The organism is Mesorhizobium sp. P2_H9, from assembly GCF_056403215.1.
Genome location: NZ_JBFUFX010000001.1, coordinates 352,078 through 366,689 on the forward strand (window position 1 = coordinate 352,078; position 14,612 = coordinate 366,689).

A 14,612-nucleotide genomic window follows, 5' to 3' on the forward strand; every position below is an offset into this window, starting at 1 on the left:
CCTAGTTCTCCGTCAACTCGGTGACGCGCCTGCGCAGATAGGCGGCATATTCGTTCTTCCCCAGCCGCGTGGCGCGCTGCAGAACCTTGTCCGCCGTCAGCCAGCCTTGCTCGAAAGCGATTTCTTCCGGACAGGCGACCTTGATGCCTTGGCGGTGCTCGATCGTGCGCACGAAGGACGAGGCTTCATGCAGGCTGTCATGCGTGCCGGTGTCGAGCCAAGCATAACCACGGCCGAGCTGATGAACATGCAGCTGCCCGCGTTCGAGGTAGACGTTGTTGACCGCCGTGATCTCGAGTTCGCCGCGCTCGGAGGGGCGGATTGTCGAAGCGATGTCGACGACCTCGTTGTCGTAGAAATAGAGGCCGGTGACGGCCCAATTGGATCGCGGCTTTTGCGGCTTTTCCTCGATCGTCAAGGCGGTGCCGCTGACCTTGTCGAACGAGACCACGCCGTAGCGCTGCGGATCGTCGACATGATAGGCGAACACCGATGCGCCGCCTTCGCGCGCCGCTGCGTCGCGGCAGAGCTGCGACAGGCCCTCGCCGAAATAGATATTGTCGCCAAGGATCATCGACACGCTGTCCTTACCGATGAAATCGCGGCCGATGATGAAGGCTTCGGCAAGGCCGTTGGGATGAGGCTGCTCGGCGTAGGACAGGTCGAGCCCGAATTCCGAACCGTCGCCGAGCAACTCCCGGAAAATCGGCAAGTCTCGCGGTGTCGAGATAATCAGAATCTCGCGAATTCCCGCGAGCATCAATACGCTCAGCGGGTAATAGATCATCGGCTTGTCATATATTGGAAGGATTTGCTTAGAGATCGCTAATGTTAGCGGATAAAGACGCGTTCCACTGCCTCCAGCAAGGATTATTCCTTTCAAAAAGCTCTCCTTGAATTGCCGAGGCCCCCGCCAGGAAATCAAGTTGCTCGTGCTTAGGGTTTCGCGCCATGGCTTGTCAATCTCGACCGGCCATCATCCGCCAGATGATGGCGATTGCAAGATGGGCGTCGGTATCCATCCTGAACCGGTGCTCACACGCTTAACGCCGACCTGCCCCCGTTTGATCGGCGGCCCGGCAGGCGGCGGCATGAAAAAAGCCGGCAGGCCTGGCGCCTGCCGGCTTTTTCATGGATCGGATGATTTCAGGAGCTTTTCGGCAGCAGCGACCAGGCGGCCGGCACAAGGCTCGCGGCGAGCGCAACTTTGATCAGGTCGCCGACGATAAAGGGCAGGACGCCGAACTGCCACGACTTTTCCGGGCCGATCAAAAACGCCAGCCAGGCAAAGCCCATGGCCATCATGACGATTTCGGCGACCAGCATCGCGTTGAAAAGCTTGACCGGATGGCGATCCCAGCCGCGATCGGCCGCCCAGCCGACGATCGCCGCCATGACCACGAAGCCGGCGAGATAGCCGCCGGTCGAGCCGAGCATATAGGCGATGCCGATGCCCTTTTCCGGCGTGCTCTGGAACACCGGGAAGCCCATGGCGCCTTCGGCCATGTAGAGAAGCAGCGTGCCGACGCCAAGGCGCAGGCCGAACGCCGCGGCGATCAGCAACACGGCGAGCGTCTGCATCGAGATGTCGACCGGTCCGAGCACAACTTTCGTCTTGGCCGACAAGGTCAACAGCAGAGTGCCGGCGATCGCCAGCAAAAGCTGCGTTGCCAGGCGGGCCGCGCCCTCTTGCGGCAGAGCGAGAGAAACAAGCGGACGCATCGTCGTTGCAATTGCCATGGTCTACCCCATTCCGGATTGCCGCTGATTGCGGCCTCGCGTTTTCCTATATTGGCTTCCGTGCTATGCGGCAATCGGTTTTGCCGCCACCGGAAACAGGGTTGAACAACGTCCTCATGGCCCTCAAATTCGATACGAGCTTCGATCCCCGCTACGGCCATGGCGTCGCCGTTGCGCCCGACGTCCAGCGCGTCACTGCCAAAAACCCGAGCCCGTTTACCTTTCACGGCACCAACAGCTACGTCATCGGACGCGAGACGCTGGCGGTGATCGATCCGGGTCCGGATGACGACGCACATCTCAGGACACTGCTCGAGGTGATCGCAAACCGGCCGGTCAGCCATATTTTCGTCAGCCACACGCATCGCGACCATTCCCCACTGGCAGCCCGGCTGAAGCTGCACACCGGCGCCATCGTGCTGGCCGAAGGCCCGCACCGGCCGGCGCGGCCCTTGCGGATCGGCGAGCTCAATCCGCTCGACGCCAGCGCCGACACCGCTTTCCTTCCGGATGCGGCACTCGCCGACGATACGGTGGTCGACGGCGACGGCTGGGCACTGAGAACGGTGCTGACGCCAGGCCATACCGCCAATCACGCGGCTTTTGCGCTGGAAGGAACCGGTATCCTGTTCCCGGCCGATCACGTGATGGCGTGGGCGACCTCGATCGTCGCGCCGCCGGACGGCGCCATGGCCGACTATATGGCCTCGCTCGACCGGCTGATCGAGCGCGGCGACCGCCTGCTATTGCCCGGCCATGGTGGGCCGGTCGGCGCCCCGCGCAGCTTCATGCGTGGCCTGAAAACCCATCGCAAGATGCGCGAGCGGGCAATCCTGGAGCGGATCAGGGGCGGCGACCGGACGATCAAGGACATGGTCGAGGCGATCTATCGCGACACCGACCCGCGCCTGCATGGCGCCGCCGGCCTGTCGGTGCTTGCCCATCTGGAAGACTTGGTGGCGCGCGGCCTGGTCAGCACCGACGGCGACCCGGCCATCGACAGCATTTTTGTGCCGGTGGGTTAGACCTCGGCACGCGTTCGCGCCACACCGCTGACAAACTCAGAAACGGCTGGAGCGCTCTGCTGGTTGAGGCGATTTCAAACCATGGCAAGAGCATTCCGGATTGACCGGAAGTCGTGCCGCGGTGTCCAGCGCGACCCGCGATGCCGTCATGGAGAGGCTCGGCAACACGTCCTCCTGCAGCAATTTCTGGCGATTGCGGTCCATGTAGTCGTTGAAGCCGGCGGTGACGAATGCCAAGGGCACGAAACATGCACCGATCTCGCGCGACAAGGTCGCCTCTGGGGCGATCGAATGGTTGAGCACATCCGCCCCCATGCCGCGAAACGCCAAGGCTTCGGCGGGAGTTGTCAGTCGCGGCCCGTAGCAGTGGGCAGCGACCAATTGCTGTTCGATGCCATGAACGCGGCATTCGGCAGGCCAATGGCGCCGGGCGGTTTCGACCAACAATGCCGCACATCTTGGACATACGATCTGCTTGCCCGAGCAGTCGAAGCTCTGGCGGCCAGGCAGCAGTGAAAACGGGGTCTGCGACAGTTCGATGATATCGGCGTTCACCACCATGTCTCCGGGCTGGATCGCCTTGTTGACGGCGCCGATGGTCGAACAGGCCAGCACTTGCCTTACACCCGCCTGCATCAAGACCCAGAACGCGCGGCGATGGCAGGAATGGTCGATATGGTCGCGCGGATTGCCGTGCGAATACATGCACAAGGCACGTTTCGCTTGGCCTTCGGCTGTAATCGATGCATCGAACTCAAGAAGCTTCCAGTTGTCGGAACGACCGAAAGGCGTTTCAAAACTCATGTCGCGCCGCAAGGTGTGCACGCCCTCGAATTCGACATCTTCCGGGAAGGCAAGCCCCCAGTTTGCCGAGCCGGTGATGATCGCCAACCCGACCTGGGGTATGTCTGGTGATTGGTCCGCCGGAGCACCGGCTGCGCGATGATTTGTGGGCATTTTTCCAGTCTCGGTCAGGATTTTTGGCGAAGGGTCACAATCAGGACGACGGCCACGACGATGACGGTCCATAATGTCGAGATCGCCGCAATGGTCGGATCGATCTGATCGCGCAGCGACAGGAACATGAGCTTCGGCAGCGTGCTGTTTTGACCGCTGGCGACGAAGATCGAAATCACGGACTCGTCAAGCGAGGTCAGGAAGGCCATCAGCGTGGCCGACAGCAGACTGATCTGAAGCTGCGGGACAATTATGCCGCCAATGGCTCTCGCCCAGTTTGCGCCGAGGCTGCGCGCCGCCTGAACCTGGTTCCAGTCAAAGCGGGCCAGAGCCGGCAGCAACACAATGCACGCGACCGGAATGGCCAGCACCACGTGTCCGACCAGCACACCGAACAGCGTTCCGACCAGGCGTTGCGCCGCCAGAACAAAGAACAGACCGATCGCCAGCAGGATGCCCGGCACGACGGACGGGATGAGCAGAACGCCCTGAATGGCTACGGCGGCCTTTCCGCCGAGCCTGTTCATCGAGATGCAGGCCAGCAACCCCAGGGGCACTGCGATCATCGCCGTCAATGTCCCGAGGATCAGGCTCGTCCTGAGTGCGGCCATCCATGTCGCCGAACCGAAGAAAGTCTCGTACCAGCGCAACGAGTATGCGCGTGGTGGGAACTCGAGAAGATTGGACGACGAAAAGGAGAGCGGGACGACGACCAGCGTCGGCAGCATCAGGAACGCCATCACGAGCGCGCAAAAGCTCCACAGGAGGATGCGGGCCAGCCTGTTGTCTGGATAGGCTTCAAGCATGGGCTGTACCGATCTTGAGCCCGGCAATCAGCCGCCGTGCAGCCAGGAACATCACACCCACCAACGCCATCAAGAGGAGGAGCAGAATACCCAGGACGCTCGCCGATCCCCAATCCTGAAAGGTCGACAGCGTGCGCTCTATCCGGATGGAGAGAGGATTTACCTTGCCGCCGCCAAGCACCGCCGGCGTGATGAAGAAACCTATGGTGTAGATGAAGACGATGATCGAACCCGAGAAGATGCCGCCGGCTGAAAGCGGCAGAATGACGGTGCGGATCGTTTGCCCGAGCGTGGCGCCCATGCTCGCCGACGCGCGGACGAGGTTTGCGTCGATATCGCGCATCGCGGCATAAACGGGCAGCAGGAAGAGCGGCAGCATGTAGTGAACCATGCCGATGAGTGTTCCCGTGAAGTTGTAGACCAGCGGCAATGGCTCGGCTGTCAGGCCTGAGCCGGTCAAAGCCGCGTTGATCAGGCCATCGCGCCGCAAGAGCACGAGCCAGCCATAGGTGCGCACCAGAATGGAGGTCCACAGGGGCAGCATGACGAAGGCCATCAGCAGATTGGCCACCCTCGGTCTGGCGCTGGCCAGGGCGAGTGCCAGGGGGGTACCGAGTAGAATGCAGATCGCCAGCGTGCCCAGGGATAGCTCAAGCGTTGTGACGAGCGCCGACCATGTCAGTCCGCTCGAAAGCACCTTCTCGTAATTGCCGACCGTGTATTCGCCCCCCGTGGTCAGGAAGGATTGCCGGATGATCCAGACGATGGGCAGGATCGCCGCCAGTCCAACGATGACAAGCGCGGGCAGTGAAAGCGAGAGGAAGAACCGCCGCTCGCGTCGAGCGTCTGCCGCCAGCGCGGGATCGGCGATGACGGTCACGCTCTCGCTCCCGGTATCGCGTGAACTTTCGCTGCTGGTGCATAGGCGGTCACCCGCTGACCGGCGGCAAGTTCGGCGCAGCCACTGGCCAGCGCCGCCGGAATGCAGACAAGAATCTCCTGCCCGCCGTCAAGCGCCAGCGTCAAAAGCCAGTTTTCGCCGCGAAACGCCTTGGCGCGTAGCGTTCCCTCAAGCGCCACCCCGTCTCGCCCAACCAGCTTTGCATCGAGGTGGAAGCTTTCCGCGCGGATCATCAGAGCTTCGCTTGACGCATCGGTGCCGTCTATTCTGCGCAGCGAGCCCGGGGCCACAATGTTGGCCTCGCCCATGAACTCCGCGACGAAGCGGGTCGATGGACGATCATAAATCCGCTGCGGCGTGTCGATCTGCTGAATGCGGCCGGAATTCATCACCGCAACCCGGTCGGACATGATCAGCGCTTCGCGCTGGTCATGCGTCACATAGATGGTGGTGATCCCCAGATCATCGTGCAGACGCCGGATCTCGTACTGCATTGTTTCGCGCAGATTCTTGTCGAGCGCCGACAACGGCTCATCCATCAGCATCACGCGTGGTTCGAAGACGATCGCCCGTGCCAGCGCCACTCGCTGGCGCTGTCCGCCGGACAATGCGGCAATGTTGCGCTCGGCCAAACCTTCGAGCTTCACGCGAGCCAAGGTGTCGAGTGCCCGCTGGCGGGCCTCGGCTTTCGGAGTCTTGCGCAGCACCAAGGGATACTCGACGTTTGCCAGAACGTTCATGTGGGGAAACAAGGCGTAGTTCTGGAACACTATGCCGATGTCGCGCTTGTTGGGGGCCAGACGGGTAATGTCGCGATCGTCCAACAGGAGCCTGCCGGAATCGGGCCGGACAAACCCGGCCAGAGCCATGAGCAGCGTGGTCTTGCCGGATCCGGATGGCCCGAGCAGCGTGAGGAATTCGCCAGCCTGAATGTCGAGCGAGACATCGTCCAGCGCGACGTACGACCCATAGGTCTTGCGCACGCTGTCGATGGTGATCGGGAGCGACTTCATCATGAGCTGCAGCCTTGGAGCTGATGAATTCGAGACTCAGCGGTTCATCATTTCATCGAAGGCCTTTTGGGCGGCCTCGCCGTTCTTGACCCACCAGTCTGCGTTCGAGAACACCGAAGTGCCGGCATTTTCAGGCGCGGTCGCCAGGGTCTTCAGACGGTCCTCGGGAATAAGGCCACCCTCATAGCCAGCAGGATTGACAGGACCATAGGCGATGAAGTCGGTCAGCTTCGCCACGCGCGCGGGCTGCGTCATCGCCGCGATGAGCTTCATGGCTGCTTCCTTGTTCGGCGCTCCCTTCGGCACCGCCAGACAGTCGGTGCCGATGACCGAACCCTTGAACGTGTAGTCAACCGTGCCGCCATCGGCTTTCACGGTCTGCGCCCGGCCGTTCCAGGTAACGACCAGATCCGCCTCGCCGTCTTTCAGCAACTGCGCGGACTGCGCTCCCGAAGTCCACCAGACCGAGACATTCGGTTTGATCGCCTCAAGCCGCTTGATGGCGCGCTCCAGACCCTCCGGCGTGCTGAGCACGGGATAGACGTCGGCGGGCGCCACGCCATCGGAGAGCAGCGCGATCTCGATCAAGTCCTGCGCATTGGCGCGCAGGGCGCGACGGCCCGGGAATTTGGCAACATCCCAGAACTCGGCCCAGGTCTTCGGCGAATTCTCGCCATAGGTCTTGGTGTTCCACGACATGACGGTGCCATAGGAGTCGAACGGATAGCAGTAGTCGGACTTCGCGCCGGCCGGCACGGAGTTGGCATCGATGATCTTGTAGTCGAGCGGCTCCAGCAGCGACTGTGCGGCCGCCTGCGCGCCTTCCGGCGAGCCGAGATGGATGATGTCGGTCGTAATAGCCCCCGAGGTGACCTGCATCTTCAGCGCGGCCAAGCCGTCGCTTTGCGTCTCCTCGCGGACATCATAGCCGAGCTCTTTTGCAGCGGGGGCCCACATGGCCTCCTTGATGGCGTTGCCGTAGTCGCCGCCCGCGGTGGTGATGGTGACTGTCTGGGCATAGACGGGCAAGGCTGCCGAGACCGCGATCGCTGCCAGGGAAATGCGTAGTAAACGGGACATGGTTTCTCCTCCTCCGGATTCATCAAAATGCCGATAAGATCGGCTTTTTTGTTAATCGTAACGTTACGATTGCCGAAAACAGTCCGCGAGTCAAGCTGGTGCCAGGCAGGTCGGTTCAGGTTCGCCGAGCCTGGATTTGACCCTCGGATCGAATCCGGTAACGTTGCGATGCCCAGCAAGATCAGCCGGCGCTCTCGCAAATGAAGTCGGGCGATATGGCCAATCTAAAACAGATCGCGGCGGAACTTTCCCTTTCGGTGACCACGGTGTCCCGCGCTCTGAAGGATGGGCCGGAAGTGCTGCCCTCGACCATAGCCCGGGTCAAGGAGGCGGCGAAGCGGGTCGGCTATGTCCCAAATCATCATGGTCGCGCGCTGAAAACCGGACGAACCCTGACGCTGACGGCAGTGCTGCCGATGGAGACACGCGACTACCTTTCCGATCTGTTGAAGCTTCCCTTGATCGAAGGCATGACGCTGGCGGCGCGGCAAGCGGGTTATAGTCTGTCCATCTATTCGACCACGCCCGACGACGATCCCGTCGAGAGTGTGCAGCGGCAGCTTCAGGCGCGCAGCTCAGACGGACTGATCATCACCCGCATGGTGTCGGGTGATCCGCGCGTCAAGCTGCTGCTGGATGAACGCATGCCATTCGTCGCATTTGGAAGAACCGACCTGGATACCGCGTATCCTTATGTCGATGTCGACAATGAACAGATTGCCTACGAGGCGGCCCGCCGGCTCATGGACAAGGGCTGTCGACGCATTGCTCTGCAACTTCTCGTTCCGGAGGATCAGGCGAGCGCCATGCGTCTTTCCGGGTATAAAAGGGCGATGGCCGAGGCTGGACTTCCTATCGACCAATCGCTGATCGGTCATGGCATGTTCACCATGGAATCGAGCGCGGCCTGGTTCGATCGCCTGCTGGCGTCGTCAGATCCGCCGACGGGCCTGGCATGTGCCAACGAACTGGGCCTCCTGGGAGCGCTGCACGCTCTCGGCAAGCGGGGTCTTGAGCCTGGCCGTGACGTCCACATCGTCACTCGTGACAGCACGCGGCTTGCCCGCTTCCTGCCGGCGAAGATTGAAGTTCATTTCGTGGACATGGCGGGGGTCGGACGCAAACTTATCGAGATTCTGGAGCGCCGGATCATCAATCCGCTCGGGCCGGTGGAGACATTCTTGCTGCAAGGAAGATACGAGCCGGCCGAATAGTCTGGCCGCAGACTCAATCCGCATTTTTGGCAAGCGATTCCGATTGGTTGCCAGCTGCTCTGCATATCACTCAGCCGGCGCCGGCCCCACCTGGCCTGCAACCTCCTGGTCAAGCTCGGCGAGAAATTCGACGATACGCGCGGCGTTGTCGCCGAGGTCGTAGCGGCCGTAGCGCGAAGCCGAGCGCATGTCGACGATGACGGCATCGCCATCGTCGGTCACCCGCACGGCAACGTCGGCGGGAAGACCGAGCAAGAAGCCCTTGGCCACGGAGTCGATCGTCACCTCGCTCTGCCCGTCGGTTGCGGGGTATGGCCCGGCAAGCTCCCAGTCGCGCCGGTCGAGCACGGTTTCGACGGCGTCGACGACGGTTTCGAAAGGCAGATTGTAGCTGCGCCCGGTGACCAGCGGATAGGCCTCGGTCTGCAGGCGCTGCTCGCCTGGCGTGGGCGGTGAAAGCACGTTCATTTCCCTGGTGCGGTCAGCCGTGTCTAGCGCCGGCGGGTTGTCGAAATCCGTCGAGATGTCGCGCAGCGGCGGGAATGTCGCCGCCCAGTAGGCGGCAACGCCATAGGGCGCCAGCACCAGAAGCGCCAGCAAGGCGCCGACGGTCAGGTCGCGACCACCGCGATCGCCGAAATTCCACAGCCGGGAGAAGGCCAGCCCGGCCAGCAGCAGCGCAAAGGCGGCAAGCAATGCGACAATCGCCAGCACCCACAGGAAAGCCGGTGTTTCCACAAGGTCGTAGCGATGGCCGACAAGGACGGTCAGCAGCAGGACCACCGCAAAAGCAGCTATGCGCCGCGACCAGCCGGCCGACCTGGCCGTTTGCCGTTCAGGAATTTCCATTATGTTCCGTGCCACCCCAACCCGGATAGAGACTTAGAGCATGATCCCGAAAAGGGGAATCCGGTTTTTGCTTCGCTGACCTTCGGTTCGGAAAAAGATCATGTTCAACACGGGAATAGAGCCCCATCCCGATCCAATCGTGATGGAACAGGCTCGATGACTTTTGCGGCCGGCTTGAAGGCGAAAAGGCGCGCCATCCCGTCAATCCGTTGGCAGGCGGTAGTCCTTGAACTGCTGGCGCAAGGTGATCTTCTGGATCTTGCCGGTCGCCGTGTGAGGAATTTCGCCAACGAAGGCGATGTCGTCGGGCATCCACCATTTGGCCACCTTGCCGTCCATGAAAGCCAGAATATCGGTCTTGCTCGGATCCTTGCCCGGCTTGCGCACGATGACAAGCAAGGGCCGCTCGCCCCATTTCGAATGGGCAACGCCGATGGCGGCAGCTTCGGCCACGTCGGGATGACCGACGGCGAGATTTTCGAGGTCGATGGTCGAGATCCACTCGCCACCCGACTTGATGACGTCCTTGGCGCGATCGGTGATCTGCATGTAGCCGCCGGCATCGATATGGGCGACATCGCCAGTATCGAACCAGCCGTCGGCGTCGAACTGCTCGGACCCCACGCCGCCATAATAGGCGCGGGCGATCGCCGGCCCGCGCACCTTCAACCGCCCGAAGGTCCTGCCGTCCCATGGCAGCGCCTTGTTGTCGTCATCCGTCACCTTCATTTCGACGCCGAAGGGCGGATAGCCCTGCTTCTGCTGCAGGTCGAGCCGGGGTTCGCCCTCGAGCCCGGTATATTCCGGCTTCAGCGTGCACAGCGTGCCGAGCGGCGACATCTCGGTCATGCCCCAGGCGTGGATGACCTCAACGTCGTAATTGTCCTGGAATTTCTTGGTGATGGCGCGCGGGCAGGACGAGCCGCCGATGACGACCTTGCCCAGATGGGGGAGTTTCTTGTCGTTCTCCTCCAGATACTGCAGCAGCATCATCCACACGGTCGGCACGGCGGCGCTGAAGGTCACCTTCTCGGTGTCGAGCAACTCGTAGATCGAGGCGCCGTCCATCTTGCAGCCGGGCATGACCAGTTTGGCGCCGATCATCGGCGCGCTCTGGCCGAGGCCCCAGGCATTGGCATGGAACATCGGCACCACAGGGAGGATCGTGTCCCGCGCGGATATGCCCATTGCGTCGGGCAAGGCGGCGATCATGGCGTGCAGCACGTTTGAGCGATGGCTGTAGAGTACGCCCTTGGGATCGCCCGTGGTGCCCGAGGTGTAGCACATGCCCGCAGCGGTGTTTTCGTCGAAGCTCTTCCAGGCGAAGTCGCCATCGGCTTCGTCAAGCCATTCCTCATAGGCGACGACGTTGGGCAGCGCCGTTTGCGGCATGTGCGCCCTGTCGGTCAGCACGATGATTTTTTTCAGCGATTTGACCGCGCCGGCGATCTTTTCAAGCAGCGGCATGAATGTCAGGTCGACGAAGATCGCCTTATCCTCAGCATTGTTCATGATCCAGACGATCTGCTCGGGAAACAGCCGCGGATTGAGCGTGTGGTAGATCGCGCCGATGCCCATGATGCCGTACCAGGCCTCGATGTGGCGCGCGCTGTTCCAGGCCAGCGTGGCGATGCGGTCGCCAAGCCCAAACCCGTCACGCTCGAGCCGCTGGGCGACTTTCAGGGCGCGACGATGAATTTCGGCGTAGGTGGTGCGGACGATCGGGCCTTCGATCGAGCGCGACACGATCTCGCGTTTGCCATGCTGCCTTTCTGCGTTGTCGATGAGCTTGTGGCAGAGCAGCGGCCATTCCTGCATCAGTCCGAGCATGTGTTCCTCCCCTACGCTTTTTGCGTCTGTTGTTTTCGTTCCATTGTGGGACGAACCGGCAGATTGTCCAGCCATACCCTCGTACATCAGGTGCATTCGTCGAAAACACCGGAGAAACCGCCACAATCCGGCCATCGTCGGCGTTAATCTTCCTTAACGGGCAGGGTGCGATTGGCGACTGAAAGAGGTTCGCATGGACGCGCAGCTCGACGACAAGATTCTCGAAGATTCGCTTGCCGAAAGCCTGGCCGATTTGACGCCGGATCCCAAAACCGTTTCCGAAGATGAATTCGTCGAGGTCGTCGGCGGCGCCCTTGAGGCGGTCGGCGGCACGCTGCTGTTCAAGATGTGCGTCCACAACGAAGGCGAAGGCCAGCATGTCGCCGCGGCATCCATCGGCAATGGCGGCAACCGCCAGTTCCTGCTGCTCACTCTGCCGACCGGCGGTGGCGCGCTGAAGGTCGAGACGACATCGAGAAGCAGCAATCCGGTCGCCGGTATCGCTGCTGCCTATGCCGGCCTCATGGACGTGTTCCAGACTGCCGCCTGACGGCTCATAGGCAAGACCGGTTTGACGAGAGACCAGGCCCAACTTGGCCTTTCAGGTGGTGCATTGCACAACGCCCTTGTCCGACACACCTAATGCCGGACAAGGAGAACCCGTCATGGATCAGATTGCAAACCCGGCACCAGGCTTTCAACGCAACCCGGGCAAGGTCATCACTGTCGAGCCCTATCACGGCACCGTTGTCGTTCGCGCCGGCAACACGATTGTCGCCTCGTCGACGAAGGCAAAAGCGCTGTCAGAGACCCCCTACCCCCAGGTTTTCTACATTCCGTTCGAAGACATCGATTTCGACCAGCTCGGCAAGAGCGAACGGTCGACCCATTGCCCCTACAAGGGCGATGCCAGCTACTGGAGCGTGCTGCCCGCCGCCGAGGCGGGCAAGGATGCGATGTGGGCCTATGAGCGGCCATTCGACGAGATGACGGAAATACGCAATCACGGCGCGTTCTATGCCAGCAAGGTGACAATCGAAGCCACGCCGGTTTAGTTGGATCGGCGGGCTGAATGCCTTGGAGGTTGGCCAAAACGCCCATCGCTTCGTCATCCTATGGCGAAGCAAGGAGCGAAGCGACGCGGCGCAGACCATAGGATGACGAAGTTGCGGCTAATCAGTCGTCCCGTCGTTGCCGACCCCATCGGCGTCGTCGAGCCGCACGAAGGTCAGGCCCTTGTCCTTGAGTGCCAGAAGGCCTTGCACCACGCCTTCGCCAGCCGCATGGGTCGGCTGGTTGATGTGAGCGATGATGACGTCGCCATCCTTGGCGGCGGCAATGCGCCGGGCGGTTTGCCTGGCGCCAAGCAATGAACCACCGTCGCCGTTTATCGAGAAGCCGGCGATCTTGAAGCCCAGCTTGCGGATCATGGCGATGGCCGACGGGCTGTATTCGGCAGTCGCGCCGCGAAACCATTTCGGCGCCGGCTCGCCGGTTCCGGCGAGAGCTGCGGCGCCCGATTCGACTTCGGCCAGCACGGCATCCGGACTGCCGGCGCTGCGGATGCCGTAGATCTTCTGCGGCGTGTCGACGGCCGGGATGTGACGGCCGCCATGGTTTTCCAGTTCGAACAGATCAGGATGCGCCCGCATGATCTCGACGGCGGCGGCGTTGCGCTTCAGCCAGATGCCGGTGACGAAAATGGTGGCCGGGATCTTGTTGTCGACCAGCGCCGAAAGAATGCGCGTGTCGGTCTGGCCGCCACAGGCATCGAGGGTCAGCGCGACACGGCCAGCTCCGGTTGCACCCGGCTTGATGTGCAGCGTCGGCTCGACCAGCGGCACGGCATGGGCTGTGGACACCGCCCACATCGACATCGCGATGGCACAAAAATGTTTTTGGAGCAGGCGCATGTTTGGCTTCCGGATCGGCACTGTCTTAGTCGGTCATCCCAAGGCCCGCAACAAGGCGGAAATCGGGATGATGGCAAAGGCAGCCGCCGTGACAAATTGACCGCCATACCCTCCACCGGCGCGCGGTCAAACTGTGTATTCCCTGTCCATTTGTGTTCGCGCCAGGATTTCGCGCAACGCACCGACGACAGGTTCGACGTCCAGGCGCCAGACACAGCAAGCCTTGCTCGAGTCTCGCGATCGGCACAGCTCGCTCGCCACGCAGGCGCAAGGCATTGAAGGCTGCAGCGTGATGCTGGGCACGCCCACCGGCCCCCACTTCAACGGGTTGGTACGGCCGAAGAGGCCGACAACCGGCGTTCCCGCGGCGGCTGCCATATGCATCGGGCCGCTCTCGTTGCCGAGAAACAGCCGCGCCTGTTTCAGGACCGCCAGCAGCGTTTCGAGCGACAAGGCGCCGACGAGAGTGACGACCGGCGCCGCGGTCCCGACAACGATCTGTTCGGCCAGCTCGCGCTCATCGGAACCACCGACAAGCACGAAATCCAACCCGGTCTCGCGCGAAATGATGTCAATCGCGGCGGCAAAGCGTTCCGGCTGCCATCGGCGCCCCCTGAAGCTCGCTCCCGCATGCACCGCGATGAAGCCCTTTGGCCTGAGACGGTATTTGTCCAGCAACGCCAGGGCTCTCGCCGTCTCCAGTGGCAATGGCCGAATTGACGGCACGCGCACGCGCAGATCGACGCCAAGCGGCTCAAGCGGAGAAAGATAGCGGTAGAGAAAATGCCGCTCGCCAAAGCCGAACGGTTTGGCAAACACATTGACGGGCTGACGTTCCAGCCAGCGCAAAGGCCTTTCTGGCGGATTGTAGCCGACCCGGGTTTTGGCATTGATGAAGCCGACGATGATGCGCGACGTCTTGGAATCGGTCAGATCGATCGTCAGGTCGAAGCGAAAGGCGCGCAGCTTGCGTATCGTGGCATAGAGCTCGCGCCCCCGCTCCAGCAGGCTGCCGCGCATTTTGGCACGGCGGAAGGCCACTACCTCGGAGGCGATGCCGTGCGCGGTGACGAATTTGGCGAGATGGGCCTCGCAAAGAAAGACGATCCTGACGCCTGGATATTCGAGCTGCAGGTTCCTGGCGAGTGCGGAGGCGAGAACGATATCGCCGATGAACTTGGTCTGCAGGATCAGGATCGAGCGGAAGGGTTTGGGCGAAATCTGTAACATCTGTTCCGGGCACCGTGCGGGTTCGGGGCCGTAAAACTGGGCAGAAACGATGTC

Annotated in this window: 15 protein-coding genes; 4 read left to right on the forward strand and 11 right to left on the reverse strand. The window is 61.9% G+C overall.

The window, feature by feature from the left end; all coding sequences use genetic code 11:
• Position 1: 1 nt before the first annotated feature.
• Together rfbA and AC1DXN_RS01720 are read right to left on the reverse strand one after the other, a co-directional pair.
• Complete coding sequence (gene rfbA / locus AC1DXN_RS01715) at positions 2-883, reverse strand: glucose-1-phosphate thymidylyltransferase RfbA (protein WP_477271898.1); 882 nt, start codon at positions 881-883, stop codon at positions 2-4.
• A 263-nt stretch (positions 884-1,146) separates the two neighbouring features.
• A complete protein-coding gene (locus tag AC1DXN_RS01720; RefSeq protein ID WP_477271896.1) occupies positions 1,147-1,740 on the reverse strand; it encodes a biotin transporter BioY in 594 nt (197 codons plus the stop codon).
• A 116-nt stretch (positions 1,741-1,856) separates the two neighbouring features.
• Here AC1DXN_RS01720 and AC1DXN_RS01725 point away from each other — a divergent pair, with 116 nt between their 5' ends.
• Positions 1,857-2,765 (forward strand): MBL fold metallo-hydrolase, encoded by a 909-nt coding sequence (locus tag AC1DXN_RS01725; RefSeq protein ID WP_477272425.1) that lies wholly within the window; start codon positions 1,857-1,859, stop codon positions 2,763-2,765.
• 36 nt (positions 2,766-2,801) lie between these two features.
• Here the strand turns inward: AC1DXN_RS01725 and AC1DXN_RS01730 are convergent, their stop codons facing one another.
• From AC1DXN_RS01730 to AC1DXN_RS01750, 5 genes are read right to left on the reverse strand one after another with little or no spacing between them, the layout of a single operon-like run.
• A complete protein-coding gene (locus tag AC1DXN_RS01730; protein WP_477271894.1) occupies positions 2,802-3,722 on the reverse strand; it encodes a phosphorylase family protein in 921 nt (306 codons plus the stop codon).
• A 14-nt stretch (positions 3,723-3,736) separates the two neighbouring features.
• Positions 3,737-4,528, reverse strand: coding sequence for an ABC transporter permease (locus AC1DXN_RS01735; RefSeq protein WP_477271892.1), 792 nt, complete (start codon positions 4,526-4,528; stop codon positions 3,737-3,739).
• On the reverse strand, positions 4,521-5,408 hold the full coding sequence (locus AC1DXN_RS01740) for an ABC transporter permease (protein ID WP_477271890.1): 888 nt from the start codon (positions 5,406-5,408) through the stop codon (positions 4,521-4,523). The genes AC1DXN_RS01735 and AC1DXN_RS01740 overlap by 8 nt, the downstream gene beginning before the upstream one ends.
• A complete protein-coding gene (locus tag AC1DXN_RS01745; protein WP_477244022.1) occupies positions 5,405-6,442 on the reverse strand; it encodes an ABC transporter ATP-binding protein in 1,038 nt (345 codons plus the stop codon). The genes AC1DXN_RS01740 and AC1DXN_RS01745 overlap by 4 nt, the downstream gene beginning before the upstream one ends.
• 36 nt (positions 6,443-6,478) lie before the next feature.
• Positions 6,479-7,522, reverse strand: coding sequence for an ABC transporter substrate-binding protein (locus AC1DXN_RS01750; RefSeq protein ID WP_477243618.1), 1,044 nt, complete (start codon positions 7,520-7,522; stop codon positions 6,479-6,481).
• Between the two features lie 200 nt (positions 7,523-7,722).
• Here AC1DXN_RS01750 and AC1DXN_RS01755 point away from each other — a divergent pair, with 200 nt between their 5' ends.
• Positions 7,723-8,736 carry a LacI family DNA-binding transcriptional regulator gene (locus AC1DXN_RS01755; protein ID WP_477243616.1) on the forward strand — a complete coding sequence of 338 codons (1,014 nt, stop codon included), beginning with the start codon at positions 7,723-7,725 and terminating at the stop codon, positions 8,734-8,736.
• Positions 8,737-8,802: 66 nt separating this feature from the next.
• On the opposite strand, the gene AC1DXN_RS01760 is transcribed toward AC1DXN_RS01755, so the two are convergent.
• Entirely contained in the window at positions 8,803-9,588 is a 786-nt protein-coding gene (locus tag AC1DXN_RS01760; protein WP_477244020.1) for a DUF1499 domain-containing protein, read from the reverse strand.
• 198 nt (positions 9,589-9,786) lie between these two features.
• Positions 9,787-11,415: a fatty-acid--CoA ligase gene (locus AC1DXN_RS01765; RefSeq protein ID WP_477271889.1), complete on the reverse strand. Its 1,629-nt coding sequence runs from the start codon at positions 11,413-11,415 to the stop codon at positions 9,787-9,789.
• 193 nt (positions 11,416-11,608) lie between these two features.
• On the opposite strand from AC1DXN_RS01765, the gene AC1DXN_RS01770 reads away from it, so the two are divergent.
• Together AC1DXN_RS01770 and AC1DXN_RS01775 are read left to right on the forward strand one after the other, a co-directional pair.
• Positions 11,609-11,965 (forward strand): hypothetical protein, encoded by a 357-nt coding sequence (locus tag AC1DXN_RS01770; protein WP_477271887.1) that lies wholly within the window; start codon positions 11,609-11,611, stop codon positions 11,963-11,965.
• A gap of 115 nt (positions 11,966-12,080) precedes the next feature.
• A complete protein-coding gene (locus AC1DXN_RS01775; protein WP_477271885.1) occupies positions 12,081-12,470 on the forward strand; it encodes a DUF427 domain-containing protein in 390 nt (129 codons plus the stop codon).
• 117 nt (positions 12,471-12,587) lie between these two features.
• Here the strand turns inward: AC1DXN_RS01775 and AC1DXN_RS01780 are convergent, their stop codons facing one another.
• Both AC1DXN_RS01780 and AC1DXN_RS01785 read right to left on the reverse strand, forming a co-directional pair.
• Entirely contained in the window at positions 12,588-13,328 is a 741-nt protein-coding gene (locus tag AC1DXN_RS01780) for a polysaccharide deacetylase family protein (RefSeq protein WP_477271883.1), read from the reverse strand.
• Positions 13,329-13,454: 126 nt separating this feature from the next.
• On the reverse strand, positions 13,455-14,558 hold the full coding sequence (locus AC1DXN_RS01785; protein WP_477271881.1) for a glycosyltransferase family 9 protein: 1,104 nt from the start codon (positions 14,556-14,558) through the stop codon (positions 13,455-13,457).
• Positions 14,559-14,612: the final 54 nt, after the last annotated feature.

Coding starts and splice junctions, on each gene's coding strand:
- AC1DXN_RS01745 (WP_477244022.1), bottom strand. CDS start 6,442: ATGAAGTCGCTCCCGATCACCATCGACAGCGTGCGCAAGACCTATGGG.
- AC1DXN_RS01725 (WP_477272425.1), top strand. CDS start 1,857: ATGGCCCTCAAATTCGATACGAGCTTCGATCCCCGCTACGGCCATGGC.
- AC1DXN_RS01755 (WP_477243616.1), top strand. CDS start 7,723: ATGAAGTCGGGCGATATGGCCAATCTAAAACAGATCGCGGCGGAACTT.
- AC1DXN_RS01780 (WP_477271883.1), bottom strand. CDS start 13,328: ATGCGCCTGCTCCAAAAACATTTTTGTGCCATCGCGATGTCGATGTGG.
- AC1DXN_RS01770 (WP_477271887.1), top strand. CDS start 11,609: ATGGACGCGCAGCTCGACGACAAGATTCTCGAAGATTCGCTTGCCGAA.
- AC1DXN_RS01785 (WP_477271881.1), bottom strand. CDS start 14,558: ATGTTACAGATTTCGCCCAAACCCTTCCGCTCGATCCTGATCCTGCAG.
- AC1DXN_RS01735 (WP_477271892.1), bottom strand. CDS start 4,528: ATGCTTGAAGCCTATCCAGACAACAGGCTGGCCCGCATCCTCCTGTGG.
- AC1DXN_RS01765 (WP_477271889.1), bottom strand. CDS start 11,415: ATGCTCGGACTGATGCAGGAATGGCCGCTGCTCTGCCACAAGCTCATC.
- AC1DXN_RS01750 (WP_477243618.1), bottom strand. CDS start 7,522: ATGTCCCGTTTACTACGCATTTCCCTGGCAGCGATCGCGGTCTCGGCA.
- AC1DXN_RS01730 (WP_477271894.1), bottom strand. CDS start 3,722: ATGCCCACAAATCATCGCGCAGCCGGTGCTCCGGCGGACCAATCACCA.
- AC1DXN_RS01720 (WP_477271896.1), bottom strand. CDS start 1,740: ATGGCAATTGCAACGACGATGCGTCCGCTTGTTTCTCTCGCTCTGCCG.
- AC1DXN_RS01775 (WP_477271885.1), top strand. CDS start 12,081: ATGGATCAGATTGCAAACCCGGCACCAGGCTTTCAACGCAACCCGGGC.